The organism is Paenimyroides ceti, assembly GCF_030409925.1.
Genome location: NZ_JAUFQU010000001.1, coordinates 2653035 through 2670552, shown reverse-complemented (window position 1 = coordinate 2670552; position 17518 = coordinate 2653035). Strand labels below are relative to the sequence as shown.

The following is a 17518-nucleotide window of genomic DNA, read 5'->3' as shown; positions in this document are numbered from 1 at the left end:
TAGTATTATAGAATAGAAGTAATATATCTTCCTAATTTAATTAAATCGGCATCATCCGTAAAGTTTACTTTATTGGATTTAAAATACTCTTTTAATTCTTTTTCCTTTCCAGGAAAAAGTTTGATGATATCTTTAGATTTAGTAGGGGCTACAAAAGTATTTTCTCCTAATTTCATAAAATATTCATCTTTTGCTCTTCTGTATTCAGCCGGAGCTGCCTGATCATAACTGTTAGTAGGAACTTTAGCAGGAATTAAATCCACTTTTTCTAACTTATAAAAACCAACTTCTGGAGTATCATAGATAGATTTCATATAATCTTCTTTACTTCTCGAATTTTTATCTTTATAAGTTAATAATTTATATGTAGCACCATTTAGAAACTCTACTAATGTGTTTTTATCTTTTGTCAATACAACTTCCTGATTGTCATTGTTGTATTCCATTGTATTGTTATAAGGGTTAAATCGGATCATAAAAGTTTGGGTTCCGCCATTAACTCTTGCCGTGCTGTATTTTTCATTGATATACATGCTTCCGCTGATATTAGCTTTGCTGAAGTCATCTTTTCTGGAAAAAGTGAGCATGCCCAAATTACCGCTCTGTCCACCCTGTAAATTAACTTGTGCATTGGCGTCAACTATCGAAAATAATGCTAATCCTATAATTGACAGAACTGTTTTTTTCATTTTAATTGTTTTTATTTTAGATAAATTATTTCACTAAATTATATTATTTAATTGAGATCATGTCTAATAATTCGTTAAAATCATTCAACAAGATGCATTTATTACTTGAACATACCTCTATTTTAGGTGAATTCTCTAATTCTTTATATAAAAGTAACGTATTTGGTAAATATTTATTTCTTAAAGTCTCCATGTTTTTTTTGTACAAATTACTCCCAACAGTTATCATTTTAAACGTATCTTTTGTCTTAAGATAAGCCAGTAGCCAATGTGAAAAAGCGGAAGCATAGTCAATAGTATGAATAATATTCTCCAACATTTTAAGAGCTGATTTGTGATAGTGAGGATTATAGTCTATACTGTTCAATAGGAGCAGATTGTTAGTCATAATAGAATTAGAAGCTGGAATTACATTATCTTCTATGTCAAAATGATCCATTATTAAAGCAGGATTTTTTTGATGTGCTCTGAAGCAGTTCTGACTTTCATCATAAAAAAGATCAAACGCTATGTTTGAAAACTTTTTTGCATTCAATAGATATTCTTCTTTTCCATAATAGCTATAAAGATCAATATTAGCCTGAATCACAAAAGCATAATCTTCCATAAGTCCATCAATGTATACCTTGTTATTTTTATATGCATGCCCTAATTCAAAGTTTTCATTTGTAAGTACATTATGAATGAAATGTTCTAACTTGAAAATGGTTTTTTCTATGGCCTCATTTTTTAAAACCGAATTTGCATGAATCATTCCTGATAATAATAGTGCATTCCAGGAAGTTAAAATCTTATCATCTAAGCGGGGATAAGCTCTTTTTTTTCTTTCTGAAAAAAGTTTCTGTTCCCATTTTCTCTTCTTTATTTCCAGTTCTTCTACTGGTATGCTGTAATGCTGTGCGAGATCTTTTAGAGGTTTGTTTTGAATTAATACATATTCACCATCTTCCCAATGACCAAACTCATTAATATTATAAACCTTACTAAATAGTTCAAAGTCTTCTTTTAAAAGATCTTTTAATGCATCTTTTCGCCACGTATAATAAGCTCCTTCTTTTAAAATATTTTTTTTATCAAGGCTGTCAGCATCTAACGCACTGTAAAAACCACCTGATGAGTCTTGAAATTCATCTGTTATAAAGGAAATTGTTTTTTGCAGTACTTGTTTATATAATGGATAGTTTGTTCGTTTATAGGCATCGGCATATGTTTTTAAAAGTTGCGCATTGTCGTATAACATTTTTTCAAAATGGGGAATATGCCATTTTTCATCTACTGAATAACGGCTAAAACCGCCATGTAGAGTATCGAACAAGCCTCCCCATGCCATTCTTGTAAGTGTTGTATCTATGTGATTTAGTAATTCGTTATTATTCGTGAGTGTTCCATAAGCTTGCAAAAAATCAAGATTAGTTGGCATCATGAATTTTGGAGATCTGGCATAACCACCATATTCAAGGTCAAAGCTTCTCTGCCATTTTGAAACCAGTTGCTCTATGCTAAAAGATAAGTCGGGTTCAACATGAGCATTTACATTGCCCAATACTTTCATACCTTCGTGGAGTCGGTCTGCATATTCATACATTTTAGCAGTATCACTCTTATATAATTGTTGCAGCTGAGTAAGCACTTCTGTCCATTGTCGTTTGTTTACATAAGTAGCTCCCCATACAGGCCTCCCGTCCGGAAGAGCAACTATATTTAATGGCCATCCACCCTGACCGGTCATAATCTGTAAGGCTTTCATGTATATAGCATCTACTTCGGGTTGCTCCTCTCTGTCTATTTTTATAGAAATATAGTCAGTATTCATAACTGAAGCTACATCATCATTTTCAAAACATTCTTTTTCCATTACATGACACCAGTGACAGGCAGCATAACCGATGCTGATAATGAGTAATTTATCGGATTTTTTAGCTTCTTCCAATACCTCTGTACGCCACATTTTCCAATGAACAGGATTTTCTGAATGTTGAAGCAGATAAGGAGAATTAGCATTTATTAATTCATTCATAATAATCTATATTAATAACGAGAAATAAAAAAGAGCTTAAAAAGCTCTTTTTTGATTATGCATTGTGTGCCTCAACCATAATTTCATTATCATTGAGCATTTGCCTTAGCATGTTTTCAATTCCGTTTTTAAGGGTAAAAGTTGATGATGGACATCCGCTGCATGCTCCTTGAAGTGTTACACTAACCTTTTTACTTTCGGCATCAAAATTCTCAAAAGCAATATTTCCTCCGTCACTTGCAACGGCTGGTTTTATATATTCTTCCAGAATATTGATGATCTGTTGGGAGGTAACATCCAGTTTGTCAAAATATTCATCTTGTTTTTTCTCATGAGCAGTAGTAGTAACTATTTTGGAATCATCAATTACAGTACCGCCATTCTCAATATAATTCTTAATAAAACTACGTATTTCTACCGTTATTTCATTCCAATCATACGATTCGTATTTGCTTACCGAAACATAATTTTCATCAATAAACACTTCTTTTACATAAGGTAATTTAAAAAGTTCCTTTGCAAGTGGTGAAGCATCTGTTTCATCTATGTTTTTAAATTCGATAGAGGTTTTTGTAAATAGCTTATTAGATACAAATTTTAGGACACCAGGATTAGGTGTAGATTCACCATATACGGTTACCGGTATCTTTTTGTTAGTACTTTCTTCAGTTTCAATCAATACTTTTCCTCCATCCTGAATAAATTGTTCGATCTGATTTTTTACCTCCTCCTGAACATCAGACCATTCCACAATAGAGAAACGCTCAATAGCAACGAAATTTCCTGAAATATAAACCGTTTTTACAAAGGGTAAATAGAATAATTTCTTTGCGAGAGGAGAGTTTTTTGTTTCGTCTATATTTTTATATTCAAAATTAGATCCGTAGCTTATAAAATCTGGAAATTCAAACTTCAGTATAGCAGGGTTTTGGGTCTCTTTTATTATGATATTAAACATTTTTTTAGTTTTTTTTCAAAATTAACAAAGAAATATCGATTGATTATTTATATTTGGAATTTAAACGTAAAATTAACATTTGTTTAGGTTTATTAATTCCAAAAGGATCTATATTTTTATGAAAAAACATTTACTGATAGTTTTTCTCCTCGTCCCGTTTTTACATGTATTGGCACAACCAATTACTGTAAATACAACGCAATATACCGTGCCGCAATTAGTGGAAGATATTCTTGTTGATACACCTTGTGCTGAAATATCAAATATTACTTGGACTACGGGTACCACTTTCGGAGGAACTAACCAGATCAATAATGGTATTGGCTATTTTCAGAATACCAATCCTAATTTCCCGATGAGTGCCGGCGTTGTATTAAGTACAGGAAGAGCTACAGCTGCTCCTGGTCCAAAAGTAGGGACGCAGGGTAACGGAAATAATTTATGGTTAGGAGATACACAGTTACAAGATTATATGAATAATATTCTGAATCGGAATGACAACTATCTTAATGCTACTATTTTAGAATTTGATTTCAAGCCTTTTACAAATGAAATGAGTTTTAATTTCTTATTCGCTTCAGAAGAGTATGGGCAGTATCAATGTACTTTTCCAGATGCTTTTGCTTTTTTTCTTACGAATACAGTAACAGGTGATGTTGTTAATCTCGCATTGGTGCCGGGTACTACAGATCCGGTTTCTGTACTGACTATTAGAGATCAGCAGTGGAACCCAGTAGGATCTACAGATTGTCCTTCAGTAAATCCGGAATATTTCGGGAGTTATAATATAGCAAATGCAACGATTGCTGCTCAGTCAGCAATTAATTTTCGAGGACAGACTGTAAAGTTGACTGCACAATCTGATGTTATTCCTAATACAACTTACCATATAAAATTAGTTATTGCAGACAGACAGGATAGTAGTTTTGATTCCGCAGTATTTATTGAGGCTGGTAGTTTCAATATCGGGGAATTTAAAATTGGGGAAGATAAACTTTTGGTAGATGATACCGCTCTTTGTGATGAGCAGTCTTATTTATTAGATACAGGATTAAGCCCGGATGAGTATGTTTTTGTATGGAAAAAAGACGGTGTTATTATACCGGGTGCTACAGGGCCTTCTTATGAAGTAACGGAACCTGGTGTATACAGTGTAGAAATTGATGTACTTACCGGATCTTGTGCATTTAACCCTGAACCGGTTACTATAGAGTTTTATAATGATATTACCATTATACAGGATCCTGCTAATTTAGAACTCTGTAAAATGCAGGGTGGAGAAACTACTTTTGATCTTACGCAGGCTGTTGAAGGTATTACTTTTGATCAGGTAATGTATACCTATCATTTGTCAGAAGATGATGCAGAAAACGAAACAGGGGCTATTGATGAATTTTATTCTATTCCAAATGATTCTAATCCGGTAACAATCTGGGTACGCATTCAATCATTAAACAATCCATGCTATAAAATAAAATCTTTTACAATCTCAGTTATTGATTGTCCATTGAACTTGGTGTATTTGCCAAATTTAGCAATATGTGCAGATCAGCCAAATTCATTTGATTTAACTGTTCAGTCCGCTATTGTATATCATGGAGCATTAGGATATACGGTAACATATCATCATTCAGAAGATGACGCTAACTCGAATACAGGAGCGATTCAGGAACCTGAATTATCCAATTATCAGGCAACAGATGGTGAAACCATTTGGGTGCGTGTTGAAAATGATCAGAATGTAGATGAGTTTGGTGTAACCTCTTTCCGTTTGTTTATCCATCCGCTACCGGTAGCGAATACCAATCGCCTGCCTATGTACGGTTGCGAGATCAACGGTTCCGGTTTTGCTAACTTTAATTTAGCGCTAAATCAGTCTAATATCATCGGCACGGCTACAGGTATTAACCTGAGCTATTATCAGACCGAGGCAGAAGCGGAAAACGGAGGACCTTCTCTTCCATTGAACTATACAGGACCTCAGGGTACTTTATATGTGAGAGTAGAATATGCAGCTACAGGGTGTTTTATAGTTGTAGAACAGCAATTACTCATCAGAAATACACCAATTGCGAATCCTGTTGGACCTGTTACGTATTGTGATCCTAACAATGATGGTTTTGGTATTTTCAACCTTGAAGCCTTAAAAATCCAGATAGCAGGTAATCCTATTCCAGCGGGTATCCAGGTAAGTTACCATGAGACACTTAGCGATGCTCAAAACAACGTATTACCGATCAATCAGGTGGTGAACTATGTAAACATCACACCAAATGCACAAACCATCTATGCAAGAGTAGGATATATTAACTCTTCCTGTTCGAGTATTGTTCCGGTAACTCTCATAGTAAACCCAACACCAGATGTTATAGGTAATTTAGAATATTCGATTTGTGACGACAACAACGACGGACTGGCTGTTTTTGATCTTACAAGTCAGGCAGGAGTTATTCTGAACGGATTGAATCCGGCAGATTATACCCTGAGCTATCATACCACTTTCGACAATGCGACTTTTGACGTATTCCCAATCAGTAACCCAACAGCTTTCTCTAACCTTACTTCAGAAACTGTTTATGTACGTGTAGAAAATAATACAACGGGATGTTTCCGTGTGGTAACGCTTCATTTAGTAGTGAATGCGAAACCGGTTGTCCCTAATCCGGTACCTACTTACCAGTTGTGTGATGATAACCATGATGGTTTTATGATCTTCAACCTGGCGAGCCGAATACCTGCGATCACCAACAACCAAAGCAACCTCCTGGTTACATTCCACTATACAGCAGCAGATGCACAGAATGATGTTGCCCCTCTGCCAATGAACTACCAGAATGCGGTACAAAACGTACAGACATTACATGTTCGTGTAGAAGATGCACGTACGGGATGCTTCACCCTAACCACAATGGACATCCGTGTAAGCCCGGCGCCTGTGCTTCATATTCCTGCAGCTCCAATTGCAGTTTGTGCTTCAGGACAAGGTGGATTCGGAACCATTGATTTAACCTCTTATGCTGCTTTATTGCTGCAGGGAGAAAACTATACGCTTACGTTCTTTGAAACCGAGAGCAACGCTTTGAACAACCAGGCTCCTATTCAGAACCCTGCGCAGTACAACAACCTTCAGGCGAACAATCCTGTGGTATGGGTACGTGCTACAAACCCTGTAACGAACTGTTTTTCAGTATATGCTCTTGCGTTCAAATTAGAGATAGCGCCTATTATGCCGTTGACACTTCCAAACTATGTATCGTGTGATACGGTAGGGGATTTATTTGATGGGTTAACGAGTTTTGATCTTACCCAGCAAAGTGCAGCGATCATCGCTTTCCAGCCACAGCCTGGTAACTATACGGTTCGTTATTATACGAGTTTGGCATCTGCTACGGCAGGTACGGGATGGATTGCAGATCCTACTGCCTTTGTCAATACCACTAATCCACAAACAATCTGGGTTCGTATCGACAATGCGAATGTCTTATCAGGCGGTTGTTTTGCATTAGGCAGCTTTACCATAGAAGGAAAAACGGCATTGCCATTAGGTACACCTACACCAATTGTATTGTGTAACGAAGCCTTGCCAAACGATTTCCAAACGGTATTTGACCTTACCATCCGTGAATTACAGATCTTACAGGGAGAGGTTTTTGAAGCGGTAGTTACCTACCACTTAACAGAAGCAGAAGCGCGCTCCGGTTCTAATGCGATCGGTAACCCTACAGCATATACCAATACCTCTGCTACACAAACGATCTGGGTTTCTGTTATCAACCAATACGGATGTAGAAGTGTAGTGCCGCTTACCCTTCGTGTGCTTCCTTTACCGGAGCCGAACATGACCCCTGCACCTTTAACAGAGTGTGAGATAGAAGACGGAGAAGCAGAGTTTAACCTTAGAGATGCAGAAGCAGATATCAGTAACTTTGATAACAACCTAAGCTACGAATACTATTTAACCTTTGGAGATGCCCAATTGGGTAACACAGCTGCAGCGTTAACATTGGAAGAAGCGGAAGCGTTTACCAGTGCGAGTACAACCGTTTATGTACGTGTTTCTACCAAAACCGGAATTCCAAGTGAAAGCTGTTCAGTAGTAGTACCATTAGACTTGATCGTAATCCCTACTCCTGCAGTAGGACCTATGACGCCTTTGTTTGTTTGTATCGAGAATGCCCCTGAATACTATAAATTCAATCTGCACGATAAAGACGCTCAGGCGTTGGCGGGACAAGATGCTTCCTTATTCAGTGTACGTTATTACCTTACTGAAGAAGATGCTACGGATGCAATCAATCCATTGCCTTATCTGTATACGAACGTTACCCCAACCGAACAAACGATTTGGGTACGAGTAGAGAATATCGAACACGGATGTTTTGCTATCGCTTCTTTCAACCTTAAAATAGAAGAAGCTGTAAAAGCCTTTACTCCAACTGATGTTACTTTCTGTGATATCGATGGTGTAAACGACGGATTAACGGTAGTGGATCTAACCGTTATGAGTGCAGATATCATCGGTACTCAACCGGTAACAGGGTTACAGGTACGTTACTATGCCTCTGTACAAAACTATCAGATGGGTATTGTGATCGGTACGCCGACCGCTTACCAGACGGTGAGCAACCCTCAGACGATCATTGCTGAAGTATACAACAATGATTCAGATGAACTGTGTACTGCAACCATCCAATTCGATATCAATGTTATCGACGGTCCAATCATGAAAGATATTCCAGACGGATTCATCTGTATTGATTACCGTACACAGGAACGTACGGGTTACTTAATGGATACGGGGTTACCAGCAGCGGGTCATACTTTTGTATGGACAAGAAACGGTACGGTAGTAGGAGGTAATACTCCAACTTTCACGGCAACAGAAGCCGGTACTTACACAGTAGAAGTAACAGTAAACGCTACAGGTTGTAAAGCGATACAAACCATCATTGTACAGGATGCACCTGCATTGACTATTGATGTTGTAAACCTTACAGATGGATTCAGTGATACCAATGCCATCGAAGTGATCGTAAGTGGCCCTGCGGGTTACCAATACGAATATGCTTTGGATGAAGGACCTTACCAGGAAGAAAACATCTTTATGAATGTTTCACCAGGAGATCACACAGTTTGGGTACGTGTTAAAAATCAGGCTGGAAACGAGGCTTGTCCTGCGAGTTTAGTAGTAACAGTTTTGAATTACCCTAAATATTTTACACCAAACGGAGATGGTTATAACGATACATGGAATATTCCTGCGTTAAAGAACCAACCAAAGTCAAAAATTTATATCTTTGACCGTCAAGGAAAATTATTAAAACAGATCAGTCCTGCAGGAGCAGGGTGGGATGGAACGTTAAACGGGAAACCACTGCCATCGACTGATTACTGGTTCAAAGTAGAATACATAGAACCAAACACCGGATTACAAAAAGAAGCAACAGGTCACTTTACATTAAAAAGATAACGTATGAATATTTTTAAAAAGCCTTTATTACTATTAGTGTCATCACTTTTTATATCACAATTTAGTGTTGCACAGGAAGGAATGTCTGTTTACTCAGACTATCTGACAGATAATTATTATTTAATACATCCTTCTATGGCAGGTGCTGCTAATTGTGCCAAAGTACGTTTAACTGCGAGACAGCAATGGACAGATGAGAATAATTCACCGGCTTTACAAACTTTAAGTTTCAACACCCGAATTGGAGAGAAATCAGGGATTGGTTTTATCGCTTATAATGATAGAAACGGGTATCATAAACAAATGGGAGGAAAAATTACATATGCACACCATTTAAATTTTTCAAGAACAGACTATGATTTGAATCAATTGTCATTTGGTTTAAGTGCCGGTTTGGGACAAACAACGCTGGATGAAAGTGATTTCTTAACAGGAGGTAATTTTGACCCGAATGTGCATGGTGGGATGGAAGTAAAAGATTCCTTTTTCAATATCGATGCCGGAGTTTCTTACCACTATCTTGATTTTTATACGCATGTTACAGTTAAAAATCTTATTGGTTCTAAAAGTGATATATATTCTGATGTAGAAAGTGATAACAGAAGAAAATATTTAGCATCTGTTGGTTATGTTTTTGGAAATTCAAGAAGTATTTATGCAAATGATAATGGATTTACATGGGAGCCTTCTGTTATGTTCCAGTATACAGAAGAGACAGAGGAGAAAATTCTGGATGTAAATATGAAAATGTATAAAGAATTCACAAACGGACAATTATTTGCCGGAGTTTCTTACAGAACAGCATTTGATGGTGCTGAATATATGAAGGGAACAAATGGTAAAGTGAATAAGCAATACTATCATTCTGTATCTCCTATATTAGGTGTAAAATATAAGAGTATTATGGTGGGCTACACCTACTCTCATCAGTTTGGTGATGTAACATTTGCCAACGGAGGATTTCACCAGATTACTTTAGGATTTAATTTCCTATGTAGAAATACAAGTTATAAGTGTAACTGTCCATCCGTAAACTTTTAATAAAAAAAATCCCGATATTTGTCGGGATTTTTTATTTAATAATAACATATGGCTTTAATAAAAGAACTTAATAATAAGCAACCTAAAATACCTCAGAGTTGTTATCTGGCCGAAACTGCAACTCTTATAGGAGATGTTGTTTTAGGCGAAGAATGCAGTATTTGGTTTAATGCCGTTATCCGTGGAGATGTCAATAAAATCACTATTGGTAACAAGGTGAATATTCAGGATAATGCTATGGTACATTGTACCTACTTAAAACATCCTACTGTAATTGGTAATAATGTTTCAGTGGGGCATAATGCTATTGTCCATGGTTGTATAATTGAAGATAATGTGCTTATTGGGATGGGAGCTATTGTTATGGATAATTGTGTCGTTAAATCAAATGTTATTGTGGCGGCAGGAGCTGTAGTAACTCAGAATACCGTATTAGAATCAAATGCTATTTATGCCGGTATTCCCGCTAAAAAGGTGAAGGATTTAAATGCATCAGATTTTAAAGGAGAAATAGAGCGCATTGCTAATAATTATGTGCTATATTCCAGTTGGTATAAATAAAAATATAGGGGTTTGAAACCCCTATATTTTTAAAAATTCATTCGTTGAATGATATAATTTTCCTTATTGGAAATAAGGCTTTTGAGTACTGTTTCATCTGCATTTATGTAAAATTCTTTAATTCCGGTGGTTTTCTGACTATTGAGTAATCCACATCTTTCTAATAAAAGTTTTCCATGTTTTGCTACTGGTATACCCGAATCAATGATCTGTATATGATCAGGAATCATCGTCTTGATTAAATCGGTTAAAAACGGGTAGTGGGTACATCCGAGAACCAGATAATCAATATCTTGTTGTACCATTACAGAAAGATACTCTTTTAAAAGGCTTTTAATCTCTTCTGAATCAATTTTTCCAGCTTCTATAAGTGGAACTAACCCAAATCCGATTTGATCGATTATTTCTACGTTATTGTATGATTTTACTGCCTTGTGGAATAATTTACTTGTAAGCGTTCCCTTTGTTGCTAAGACACCTATTTTTCCAGTTTTTGAGTTCAATGCAGCAGGTTTTATTGCGGGTTCGATACCAATAAAAGGAACTTTATATTTTTCTCTTAAGTAATCAATTGCATTTGTGGTAGCTGTGTTGCACGCTACTACAACCATCTTGGAATTTCTGTTGAGTAAATATTCCGTATTTTTTTCTGATAGAAAAATAATTTCTTCAGGTGTTTTTTGTCCATAAGGAGCATTTCTGCTGTCTGCTAAATAAATTGTATTTTCATGAGGCAGAATTTTATCAAATTCTTTCCAAATGGTAATTCCTCCAATTCCGGAATCAAAAAAGCCAATGGGATTTTCATTTTTCATAAAAACAAATTTAAAAAAAAACTGCCTATTATGAGGCAGTTAGTCGTTTGAGAAATAAGGTTTTCTTATTTTATCGCTAATTCTTTTTTTACATCATCCATTAAGTTAGGACCATCTGCCAAGATAACTCCAGAACCAACAGTAGAATCTAATACATATTCATAACCTTTTGCTCTTGCTACTTTATGAATTGCTTTTTGAGCTTTTTCTAAAATAGGAGTTTTAAGGGTTTCGTCTTTTTTCGCTAACTCATTTTGTGCATTTTGTTGAAATTGCATAATTCTGTCCTGAGACTGTTGCAATTCAGCTTCACGTGTTGCATTTACAGCATCACCTGCAGTAGGAGCCTCTGTCTGATATTTCTGAGCTTTAGTCTGTAATTCTGTTACCATAGTCTGGTAATCTTTTTCAAACTTATCTTTAGCTTTTTTTACTTCATCATTTGCTGTTTTCATTTCAGGCATTGCAGAAAGCAATTCATACACATTAATATGAGCTATTTTTTGAGCATTTCCAGATACATTAGCTCCTATAACAAATAATGCAGCGATAAATAGTTTTTTTAAATTTTTCATTAGATCTGATTTTGTTTTAATATTTATTTGTTTTCGATTTATTTATTTTTAAGTGCCTCTTCACGTTTTTTCAGACTTTCCTGACGACGTATTTCAGCTTCTTTTCTTCTTTCCTCTTTCAGGCGCTCAATTTCTTTTTTACGATCTTCAACTTCTTTTCTGCGTTTATCAAGTTCTTCCTTTTTCTTTCTTTGAATTTCCTCCTTTTTACGTTGAATTTCTTTTTGGGCGTCCGTCAGATTTTGTGAAGAAGTGTTTGAAGCTGCTGTATCATTTTTGGCATTTTCAATTTTTCTCTGACGATCAGCCAATATTTTTTCTTTGCGGGCTTCAGCTTCTTTTTGTGCTTTTTCTCTCGCTAATTTTACTTCTTCCTGCTTGCGCTCGATCTCTTTTTTGCGTTCTTCAATTTGTTTCAGTTTGGCAGCTTTGATCTCTTCCTGCTTCGCTTTAATGGCTTCCAGGCGTTCTTCTGCTTCTTTTTTTCTTCGGTCGGCTTCAGAATAAATAGGAGTTGTACTTGCGTGGTTATCACCGGAAGCTAACCCTTCGTTTTCCTCTTCAAGCAATCTTTGTCTTTCTGCTAATTCCTCTCTTTTAGTTCTTTGTCTTTCTTTTATTTCCAGTTGTTTTTCCTGCTCCTCCATCTGTGCAATTTCCTTTTTGGACAATTTGCCTCTGTTGCGCGTTTTCTCAAGTTCTCTGAGTATAAGATCCGTGATATCACTATTCTTTTTAGCGTATAACATAGAATTTGAGGTATCGTTTTTATCAAGCACCATCGTATATCTCTTTTTTTCTGCTATATCATTGACGATTGTGTAAATCTGATCTTGTATAGGCTTTGCGAGATTAATTTTTTGTGCAAAATAATCACCATCAACACCAAATTTTGATTGTTGATAGTTGAGCAATTCAACTTCTAAAAGCTGTATTTCTTCATCTTTTTCGTCAATCAATTGTTGTGTCAACAGAGGTCTTTCAACAGATAATTGATCTCTTAATTTTTTTATCTCAGCTTTTCTTTTTTGAACTGCCAGTTCCCATTCTTTTGCTCTTTTCTGAAGTTCTTTATTTGCTTCGACATATTCCGGAGATTTCTTTAAAATAAAATCCATATCCACAACAGCAACCTTATTGCTCGTTTGAGCAAATAAAAACGAATTACTGATTAAAAAAAGTGAAACAAATAATTTCTTCATATATGATATGGTTCAAATTTTATGCCATTAAAACTGTTGCCCCAAGATGAAATGGTATTGAACACCACCTTTGCGATTGGTACCTGGAATATTGTCAAAACCGTATCCAACGTCCATCCCAAGGAGACCAAACATAGGCATACTTACTCTAATTCCTGCTCCTGCAGATCTTTGAAGCTTGAACGGATTATAGTCTTTGAATGAGCTATAAGCAGCACCTGCATCAGCAAAAGTAAGCACATATGCTTTCATCTGAGCTTTTAAACTAATAGGATAACGTAATTCTACCGAGAATTTATTGTACACGGTACCACCAATTTCAAAACCGGCATCGCTTCGAGGTGATAATGAGTTGTCTTCATATCCTCTTAAAGCTATATTTTCTCTACCATCCATCGAGTAATTCATCATTCCGCTTCCTCCTAAATAAAAACGTTCAAACGGAATTACACCACGATCATTATTGTAAGCTCCGAGAAAACCAAACTGTCCTGTAGTTCTTAATACAAGATTGCCTGCAATAGCGGTATACCAGTCTCCTTTAAAATTAATTTTATAATACTCTAACCAATTGAATCTTTTCTGATCAATTTTTTCCTGATCTGGAGCGGCATCTCTATAATCCGAAACCGGCAATCCGTTTGCATCAAGATAACTTCCAATTGGAATATCAGCTCCAGTCTGAGGATTGGTCATAAGTTCAGTGGTCTTTGTCTTATACGCTTCCAGATTACCTAAATTAGCATAATCTACATTATTAAACAAAGAATAAGGTACTGTAAATTTACCTGAAATACTGAACATTGATCCATAAGTAGGATAGATAGGGTCATTACCTCTGTTATCTCTGGTAAGATCAATGGTGTAATTTAAGTTTCTAGCAGTACCGTTGCTGAAATTAAACAGTCCGGTTGTATAGTTTCTTAAATCATAATACTGAAACTCTAAAGAGTGTGATAAGGTAAATTTATCATCTGGTGCAGCCAATCGTTTCGCAATACCAATTCTTGCAGAAGTAATTCTTAAACCTTGACTTCTGTCCGTTTCAAATGTTCTGAAGTTGTAAGCACTTTGTCTACTGTGGGAAATACTACCGAATAAAGAGGTTGGTTTTTTTCCTCCAAACCATGGTTCCTGAAAACTCAAACTGTAGGTCTGAAAATACGTACTTGCCTGAATACGTAAAGACATTTTTTGAGCATCGCCCATTGGAAATGGTTTATAAGCATTTTTGTTAAACAGATTTCGCACAGAGAAATTATTAAAAGAAAGTGCAACTGTACCAATGATGGTACCACCTCCGTAACCTCCCTGAAGTTCAACCTGACTTTGTCCGTTTTCAACTACTTCCCATTCAACATCAACTGTTCCGTTTTCCGGATCAGCATTTTTTACATTAGGGTTGATGGATTGGGCGTCAAATATTTGCATGCTTCCCAGACGTCGGATACTTTCAATTACTTCAGACTTTCTCCATATTTTTCCGGGAACCGTATATACTTCTCTTAAGATGATATCATCGCGTGTTTTCTCATTTCCGGTTACTGTAATGTAATTATAACGGGCCTGAGGACCTTCCATAATACGAACATCAAAATCGATGATATCATTGGTAGTTTTAGTTTCGACTAAAGTAACACGTGACCATAAATAACCATTGTTTTGATACAAGTTGGTAAGGTCATAAGCATCCGGATTTTTTACATCCTGAATACGTTTGTCAAGCAATACACCATTGTATACCTCACCTTTGCTTATACCTAAAAGGTTTCTTAAATCACGATCACTGTAGGTTTTATTACCGATAAATCGAATATCACCGATATAATATTTTCTACCTTCTTCTAATGCAATGTCTATTTTCATTGCATTCTTTTTCTCATTATAAACGACAGTATCCGATGTTATTCTGGCATCTCTGTACCCTTTTTCTTTATATTTATCAATGATACTGGATAAATCTTCTTTATAGTTTGTCTCAATATATTTGGAAGGCTTGAAAATTCTGAGCGGATTTAAAGGACTTTTTTGCTTGGTGTTTTTCATGGCTTTTCTCAGTTTTGCATTTGAGAATTGCTTGTTACCTGAAAAATTAATAGAAGAAATACGAACCTTTTTTCCTTTATCAAAACTGATAATCATATTTTTCGTCTCTTTTCCTTCCACAGGAACCACATCAATATTAACTTTAGTTTTGTAATAACCTTCCTTTCTATATTTATTAGCAATATAGTTTTTAGTAGTGGTAATTAAGTTCTCATTAATGATTCTGTTCGGTTTTATACTGAGTTCTTTTAAAAGCGTTTCTTTTTTCGCTTTCTTTAAACCTGTAATCTGTATTTCGTTTAAGCGGGGTAATTCTTTAAGATTTAATTCTAAGTTGATTACATTTCCTACAATTGAGTCTTCGTAGAAATTTACATCACTAAAATATTCTGTATTCCATAGTTTACGAACAGCATCTGCAATATCTTCTCCGGGTATAGCAACGGTTTGTCCTTTTTCTAAACCGGTAAAAGTAAGAATGGTAAGCTCGTTGTATTTTACATTTCCGGTGATTTTAATATCACCTAAAATATACCTCTTTACACCTTTTGAATCTGCTACAACTTCACTTGGGGTTTCTCTTTTAATAGTATCGGTTGCTGTAGCCGGAATAGGATTAACAGGTTCTTGAGCGTTAGCAAGACTTACAAATCCTAAACACAAAGGAAACAGATATTTTATGCTTTTTATAAACATATCTTGATTTTAATTTTTTACTTGTTCACTTGTTTTACCAAATCTTCGTTCACGGCTTTGATAATTAAGCAAAGCTTCTATTAAATGTTGTTCAGAAAAATCAGGCCATAATATATCAGTAAAGTAAAATTCTGCATAGGCAATCTGCCATAATAAAAAATTACTGATTCTTTGCTCTCCGCTCGTTCTGATAACTAAGTCGACATCTGGTAAATTTCGGGTGTAAAGATGATTATTTATAACGGATTCGTCAATATCCTCAATTGAAATTATATTATTTTTAACTTTATCACATAGCTGTTTTGTCGCAGAAATCAGTTCCTCACGTGAACCATAGCTCAATGCTAATGATAATGTCATTTGACTGTTTTCTTTGGTTTTTTCTAAAACTTCTGTTAATTCTTTGCGAACAGATTCAGGTAGGTGATTCAGTGAGCCAATTGCATTGAGACGAATATTATGCTTCATCAATGTTTTTAGTTCTTTCTTCAAAGCTTTAACCAAGATGCGCATTAAAGTTTGTACTTCTACTTTAGGACGGTTCCAGTTTTCTGTTGAAAAGGCATAAAGAGTGAGGTATTTAATGCCCATTTTAGTACAGGACTCAATCGTTTTTTTTACGGTTTTGGCACCATTTTCATGCCCTAAAGTCCGTAAAAAACCTTTCTGTTTAGCCCAACGTCCGTTACCATCCATAATAATTGCTAAATGGGTAGGCAGCAATTCTTTTTTTAATTCTTGATCATTCATTAATTCGGTGCGCAATAACAAGGGTTTTTACCAAAAGTATAGGAAAGTGTAAGGCCAGTAAATACATACCAGTCATTACTATTTGTATTTCCAAATCTCGAACCCGCATATTTATTTGAAGATGGATTGTTTCCGTCCAGATTATCTGTAAATGTATATCTCAATCCTATTTCAGTGCTTAATACAATGCGTTTGTTTATCTGAGCTTTAAATCCTGCAGATAAAGGAATCGCCAGTGAATAGGTATCTTCTGTTTTTTCTTGTTTCTTTTTGTCAAAATATGTTTCATCATATTTTAAACCTGTAATTCCTGTATATAAATAAGGTGTAAAAGAGAACCATTCATTGTGTAAATCGAATTCAAAAAAATTGAACTCAATACCAACAGATAGTTCATGTATATTATTTTTAAAGGATAAATTTCTGGCTTTGCGCATCATCATATCTGATTTTGCATCATCTCCGGATAATTTCAGATAATTGTAAGAAGCCCTCCAGGAATGTCTCGGACTCCTGTTCCAGCGATACTGAATTCCATAACCAAGATCTTTCGGAGAAATATAATTGGTAGCCCCGATGTCTCCGATAAAATTCGAAGCACCTATGGTAACACCTATTTCGTTGATCTGAGCGTTTGAAACGCTGCATATCGACAGAAGGAATATGGTTAATAGATTTCTAAACATAGTTCTTAATAA

General features: G+C 35.6%; 12 protein-coding genes. 3 read left to right on the top strand and 9 right to left on the bottom strand.

Annotated features, from left to right (window positions below; translation table 11 throughout):
• Positions 1 to 5: 5 nt before the first annotated feature.
• Genes QW060_RS13295 through QW060_RS13285 form a run of 3 tightly spaced genes read right to left on the bottom strand, consistent with a single transcriptional unit; the run spans position 6 to position 3664 of the window.
• On the bottom strand, positions 6 to 689 hold the full coding sequence (locus QW060_RS13295) for a hypothetical protein (RefSeq protein ID WP_290363963.1): 684 nt from the start codon (positions 687 to 689) through the stop codon (positions 6 to 8).
• Between the two features lie 43 nt (positions 690 to 732).
• The gene (locus QW060_RS13290; RefSeq protein ID WP_290363962.1) at positions 733 to 2706 is read right to left on the bottom strand and encodes a thioredoxin domain-containing protein; all 1974 of its coding nucleotides are present in this window, start codon (positions 2704 to 2706) and stop codon (positions 733 to 735) included.
• A 55-nt stretch (positions 2707 to 2761) separates the two neighbouring features.
• Entirely contained in the window at positions 2762 to 3664 is a 903-nt protein-coding gene (locus tag QW060_RS13285) for a NifU family protein (RefSeq protein WP_290363961.1), read from the bottom strand.
• A gap of 118 nt (positions 3665 to 3782) precedes the next feature.
• Here QW060_RS13285 and QW060_RS13280 point away from each other — a divergent pair, with 118 nt between their 5' ends.
• From QW060_RS13280 to QW060_RS13270, 3 genes are read left to right on the top strand one after another with little or no spacing between them, the layout of a single operon-like run.
• On the top strand, positions 3783 to 9134 hold the full coding sequence (locus QW060_RS13280; RefSeq protein ID WP_290363960.1) for a T9SS type B sorting domain-containing protein: 5352 nt from the start codon (positions 3783 to 3785) through the stop codon (positions 9132 to 9134).
• Positions 9135 to 9137: 3 nt separating this feature from the next.
• On the top strand, positions 9138 to 10175 hold the full coding sequence (locus QW060_RS13275) for a PorP/SprF family type IX secretion system membrane protein (protein ID WP_290363959.1): 1038 nt from the start codon (positions 9138 to 9140) through the stop codon (positions 10173 to 10175).
• 48 nt (positions 10176 to 10223) lie between these two features.
• Entirely contained in the window at positions 10224 to 10736 is a 513-nt protein-coding gene (locus tag QW060_RS13270; protein WP_290363958.1) for a gamma carbonic anhydrase family protein, read from the top strand.
• A gap of 29 nt (positions 10737 to 10765) precedes the next feature.
• On the opposite strand, the gene murI is transcribed toward QW060_RS13270, so the two are convergent.
• The 6 genes from murI to porG all read right to left on the bottom strand — a co-directional run bounded on the left by murI (position 10766) and on the right by porG (position 17506).
• A complete protein-coding gene (gene murI, locus QW060_RS13265; RefSeq protein WP_290363957.1) occupies positions 10766 to 11551 on the bottom strand; it encodes a glutamate racemase in 786 nt (261 codons plus the stop codon).
• Positions 11552 to 11616: 65 nt separating this feature from the next.
• Positions 11617 to 12126, bottom strand: coding sequence for an OmpH family outer membrane protein (locus QW060_RS13260; RefSeq protein WP_290363956.1), 510 nt, complete (start codon positions 12124 to 12126; stop codon positions 11617 to 11619).
• Between the two features lie 38 nt (positions 12127 to 12164).
• Positions 12165 to 13328 carry an OmpH family outer membrane protein gene (locus QW060_RS13255; RefSeq protein ID WP_290363955.1) on the bottom strand — a complete coding sequence of 388 codons (1164 nt, stop codon included), beginning with the start codon at positions 13326 to 13328 and terminating at the stop codon, positions 12165 to 12167.
• 27 nt (positions 13329 to 13355) lie between these two features.
• Positions 13356 to 16070, bottom strand: a complete 2715-nt coding sequence (locus QW060_RS13250; protein WP_290363954.1) for a BamA/OMP85 family outer membrane protein — start codon at positions 16068 to 16070, stop codon at positions 13356 to 13358.
• A 9-nt stretch (positions 16071 to 16079) separates the two neighbouring features.
• Positions 16080 to 16820 (bottom strand): isoprenyl transferase, encoded by a 741-nt coding sequence (locus tag QW060_RS13245; RefSeq protein WP_290364764.1) that lies wholly within the window; start codon positions 16818 to 16820, stop codon positions 16080 to 16082.
• Positions 16820 to 17506: a type IX secretion system protein PorG gene (gene porG, locus QW060_RS13240; RefSeq protein WP_290363953.1), complete on the bottom strand. Its 687-nt coding sequence runs from the start codon at positions 17504 to 17506 to the stop codon at positions 16820 to 16822. The genes QW060_RS13245 and porG overlap by 1 nt, the downstream gene beginning before the upstream one ends.
• Between the last annotated feature and the right edge of the window lie 12 nt (positions 17507 to 17518).

What these genes read in the sequence shown, in the direction of transcription:
- QW060_RS13285 (WP_290363961.1), bottom strand. Translation starts at nt 3,664, where the DNA reads ATGTTTAATATCATAATAAAAGAGACCCAAAACCCTGCTATACTGAAG.
- QW060_RS13295 (WP_290363963.1), bottom strand. Translation starts at nt 689, where the DNA reads ATGAAAAAAACAGTTCTGTCAATTATAGGATTAGCATTATTTTCGATA.
- QW060_RS13260 (WP_290363956.1), bottom strand. Translation starts at nt 12,126, where the DNA reads ATGAAAAATTTAAAAAAACTATTTATCGCTGCATTATTTGTTATAGGA.
- QW060_RS13280 (WP_290363960.1), top strand. Translation starts at nt 3,783, where the DNA reads ATGAAAAAACATTTACTGATAGTTTTTCTCCTCGTCCCGTTTTTACAT.
- QW060_RS13275 (WP_290363959.1), top strand. Translation starts at nt 9,138, where the DNA reads ATGAATATTTTTAAAAAGCCTTTATTACTATTAGTGTCATCACTTTTT.
- QW060_RS13250 (WP_290363954.1), bottom strand. Translation starts at nt 16,070, where the DNA reads ATGTTTATAAAAAGCATAAAATATCTGTTTCCTTTGTGTTTAGGATTT.
- murI (WP_290363957.1), bottom strand. Translation starts at nt 11,551, where the DNA reads ATGAAAAATGAAAATCCCATTGGCTTTTTTGATTCCGGAATTGGAGGA.
- QW060_RS13255 (WP_290363955.1), bottom strand. Translation starts at nt 13,328, where the DNA reads ATGAAGAAATTATTTGTTTCACTTTTTTTAATCAGTAATTCGTTTTTA.
- QW060_RS13245 (WP_290364764.1), bottom strand. Translation starts at nt 16,820, where the DNA reads ATGAATGATCAAGAATTAAAAAAAGAATTGCTGCCTACCCATTTAGCA.
- porG (WP_290363953.1), bottom strand. Translation starts at nt 17,506, where the DNA reads ATGTTTAGAAATCTATTAACCATATTCCTTCTGTCGATATGCAGCGTT.
- QW060_RS13290 (WP_290363962.1), bottom strand. Translation starts at nt 2,706, where the DNA reads ATGAATGAATTAATAAATGCTAATTCTCCTTATCTGCTTCAACATTCA.
- QW060_RS13270 (WP_290363958.1), top strand. Translation starts at nt 10,224, where the DNA reads ATGGCTTTAATAAAAGAACTTAATAATAAGCAACCTAAAATACCTCAG.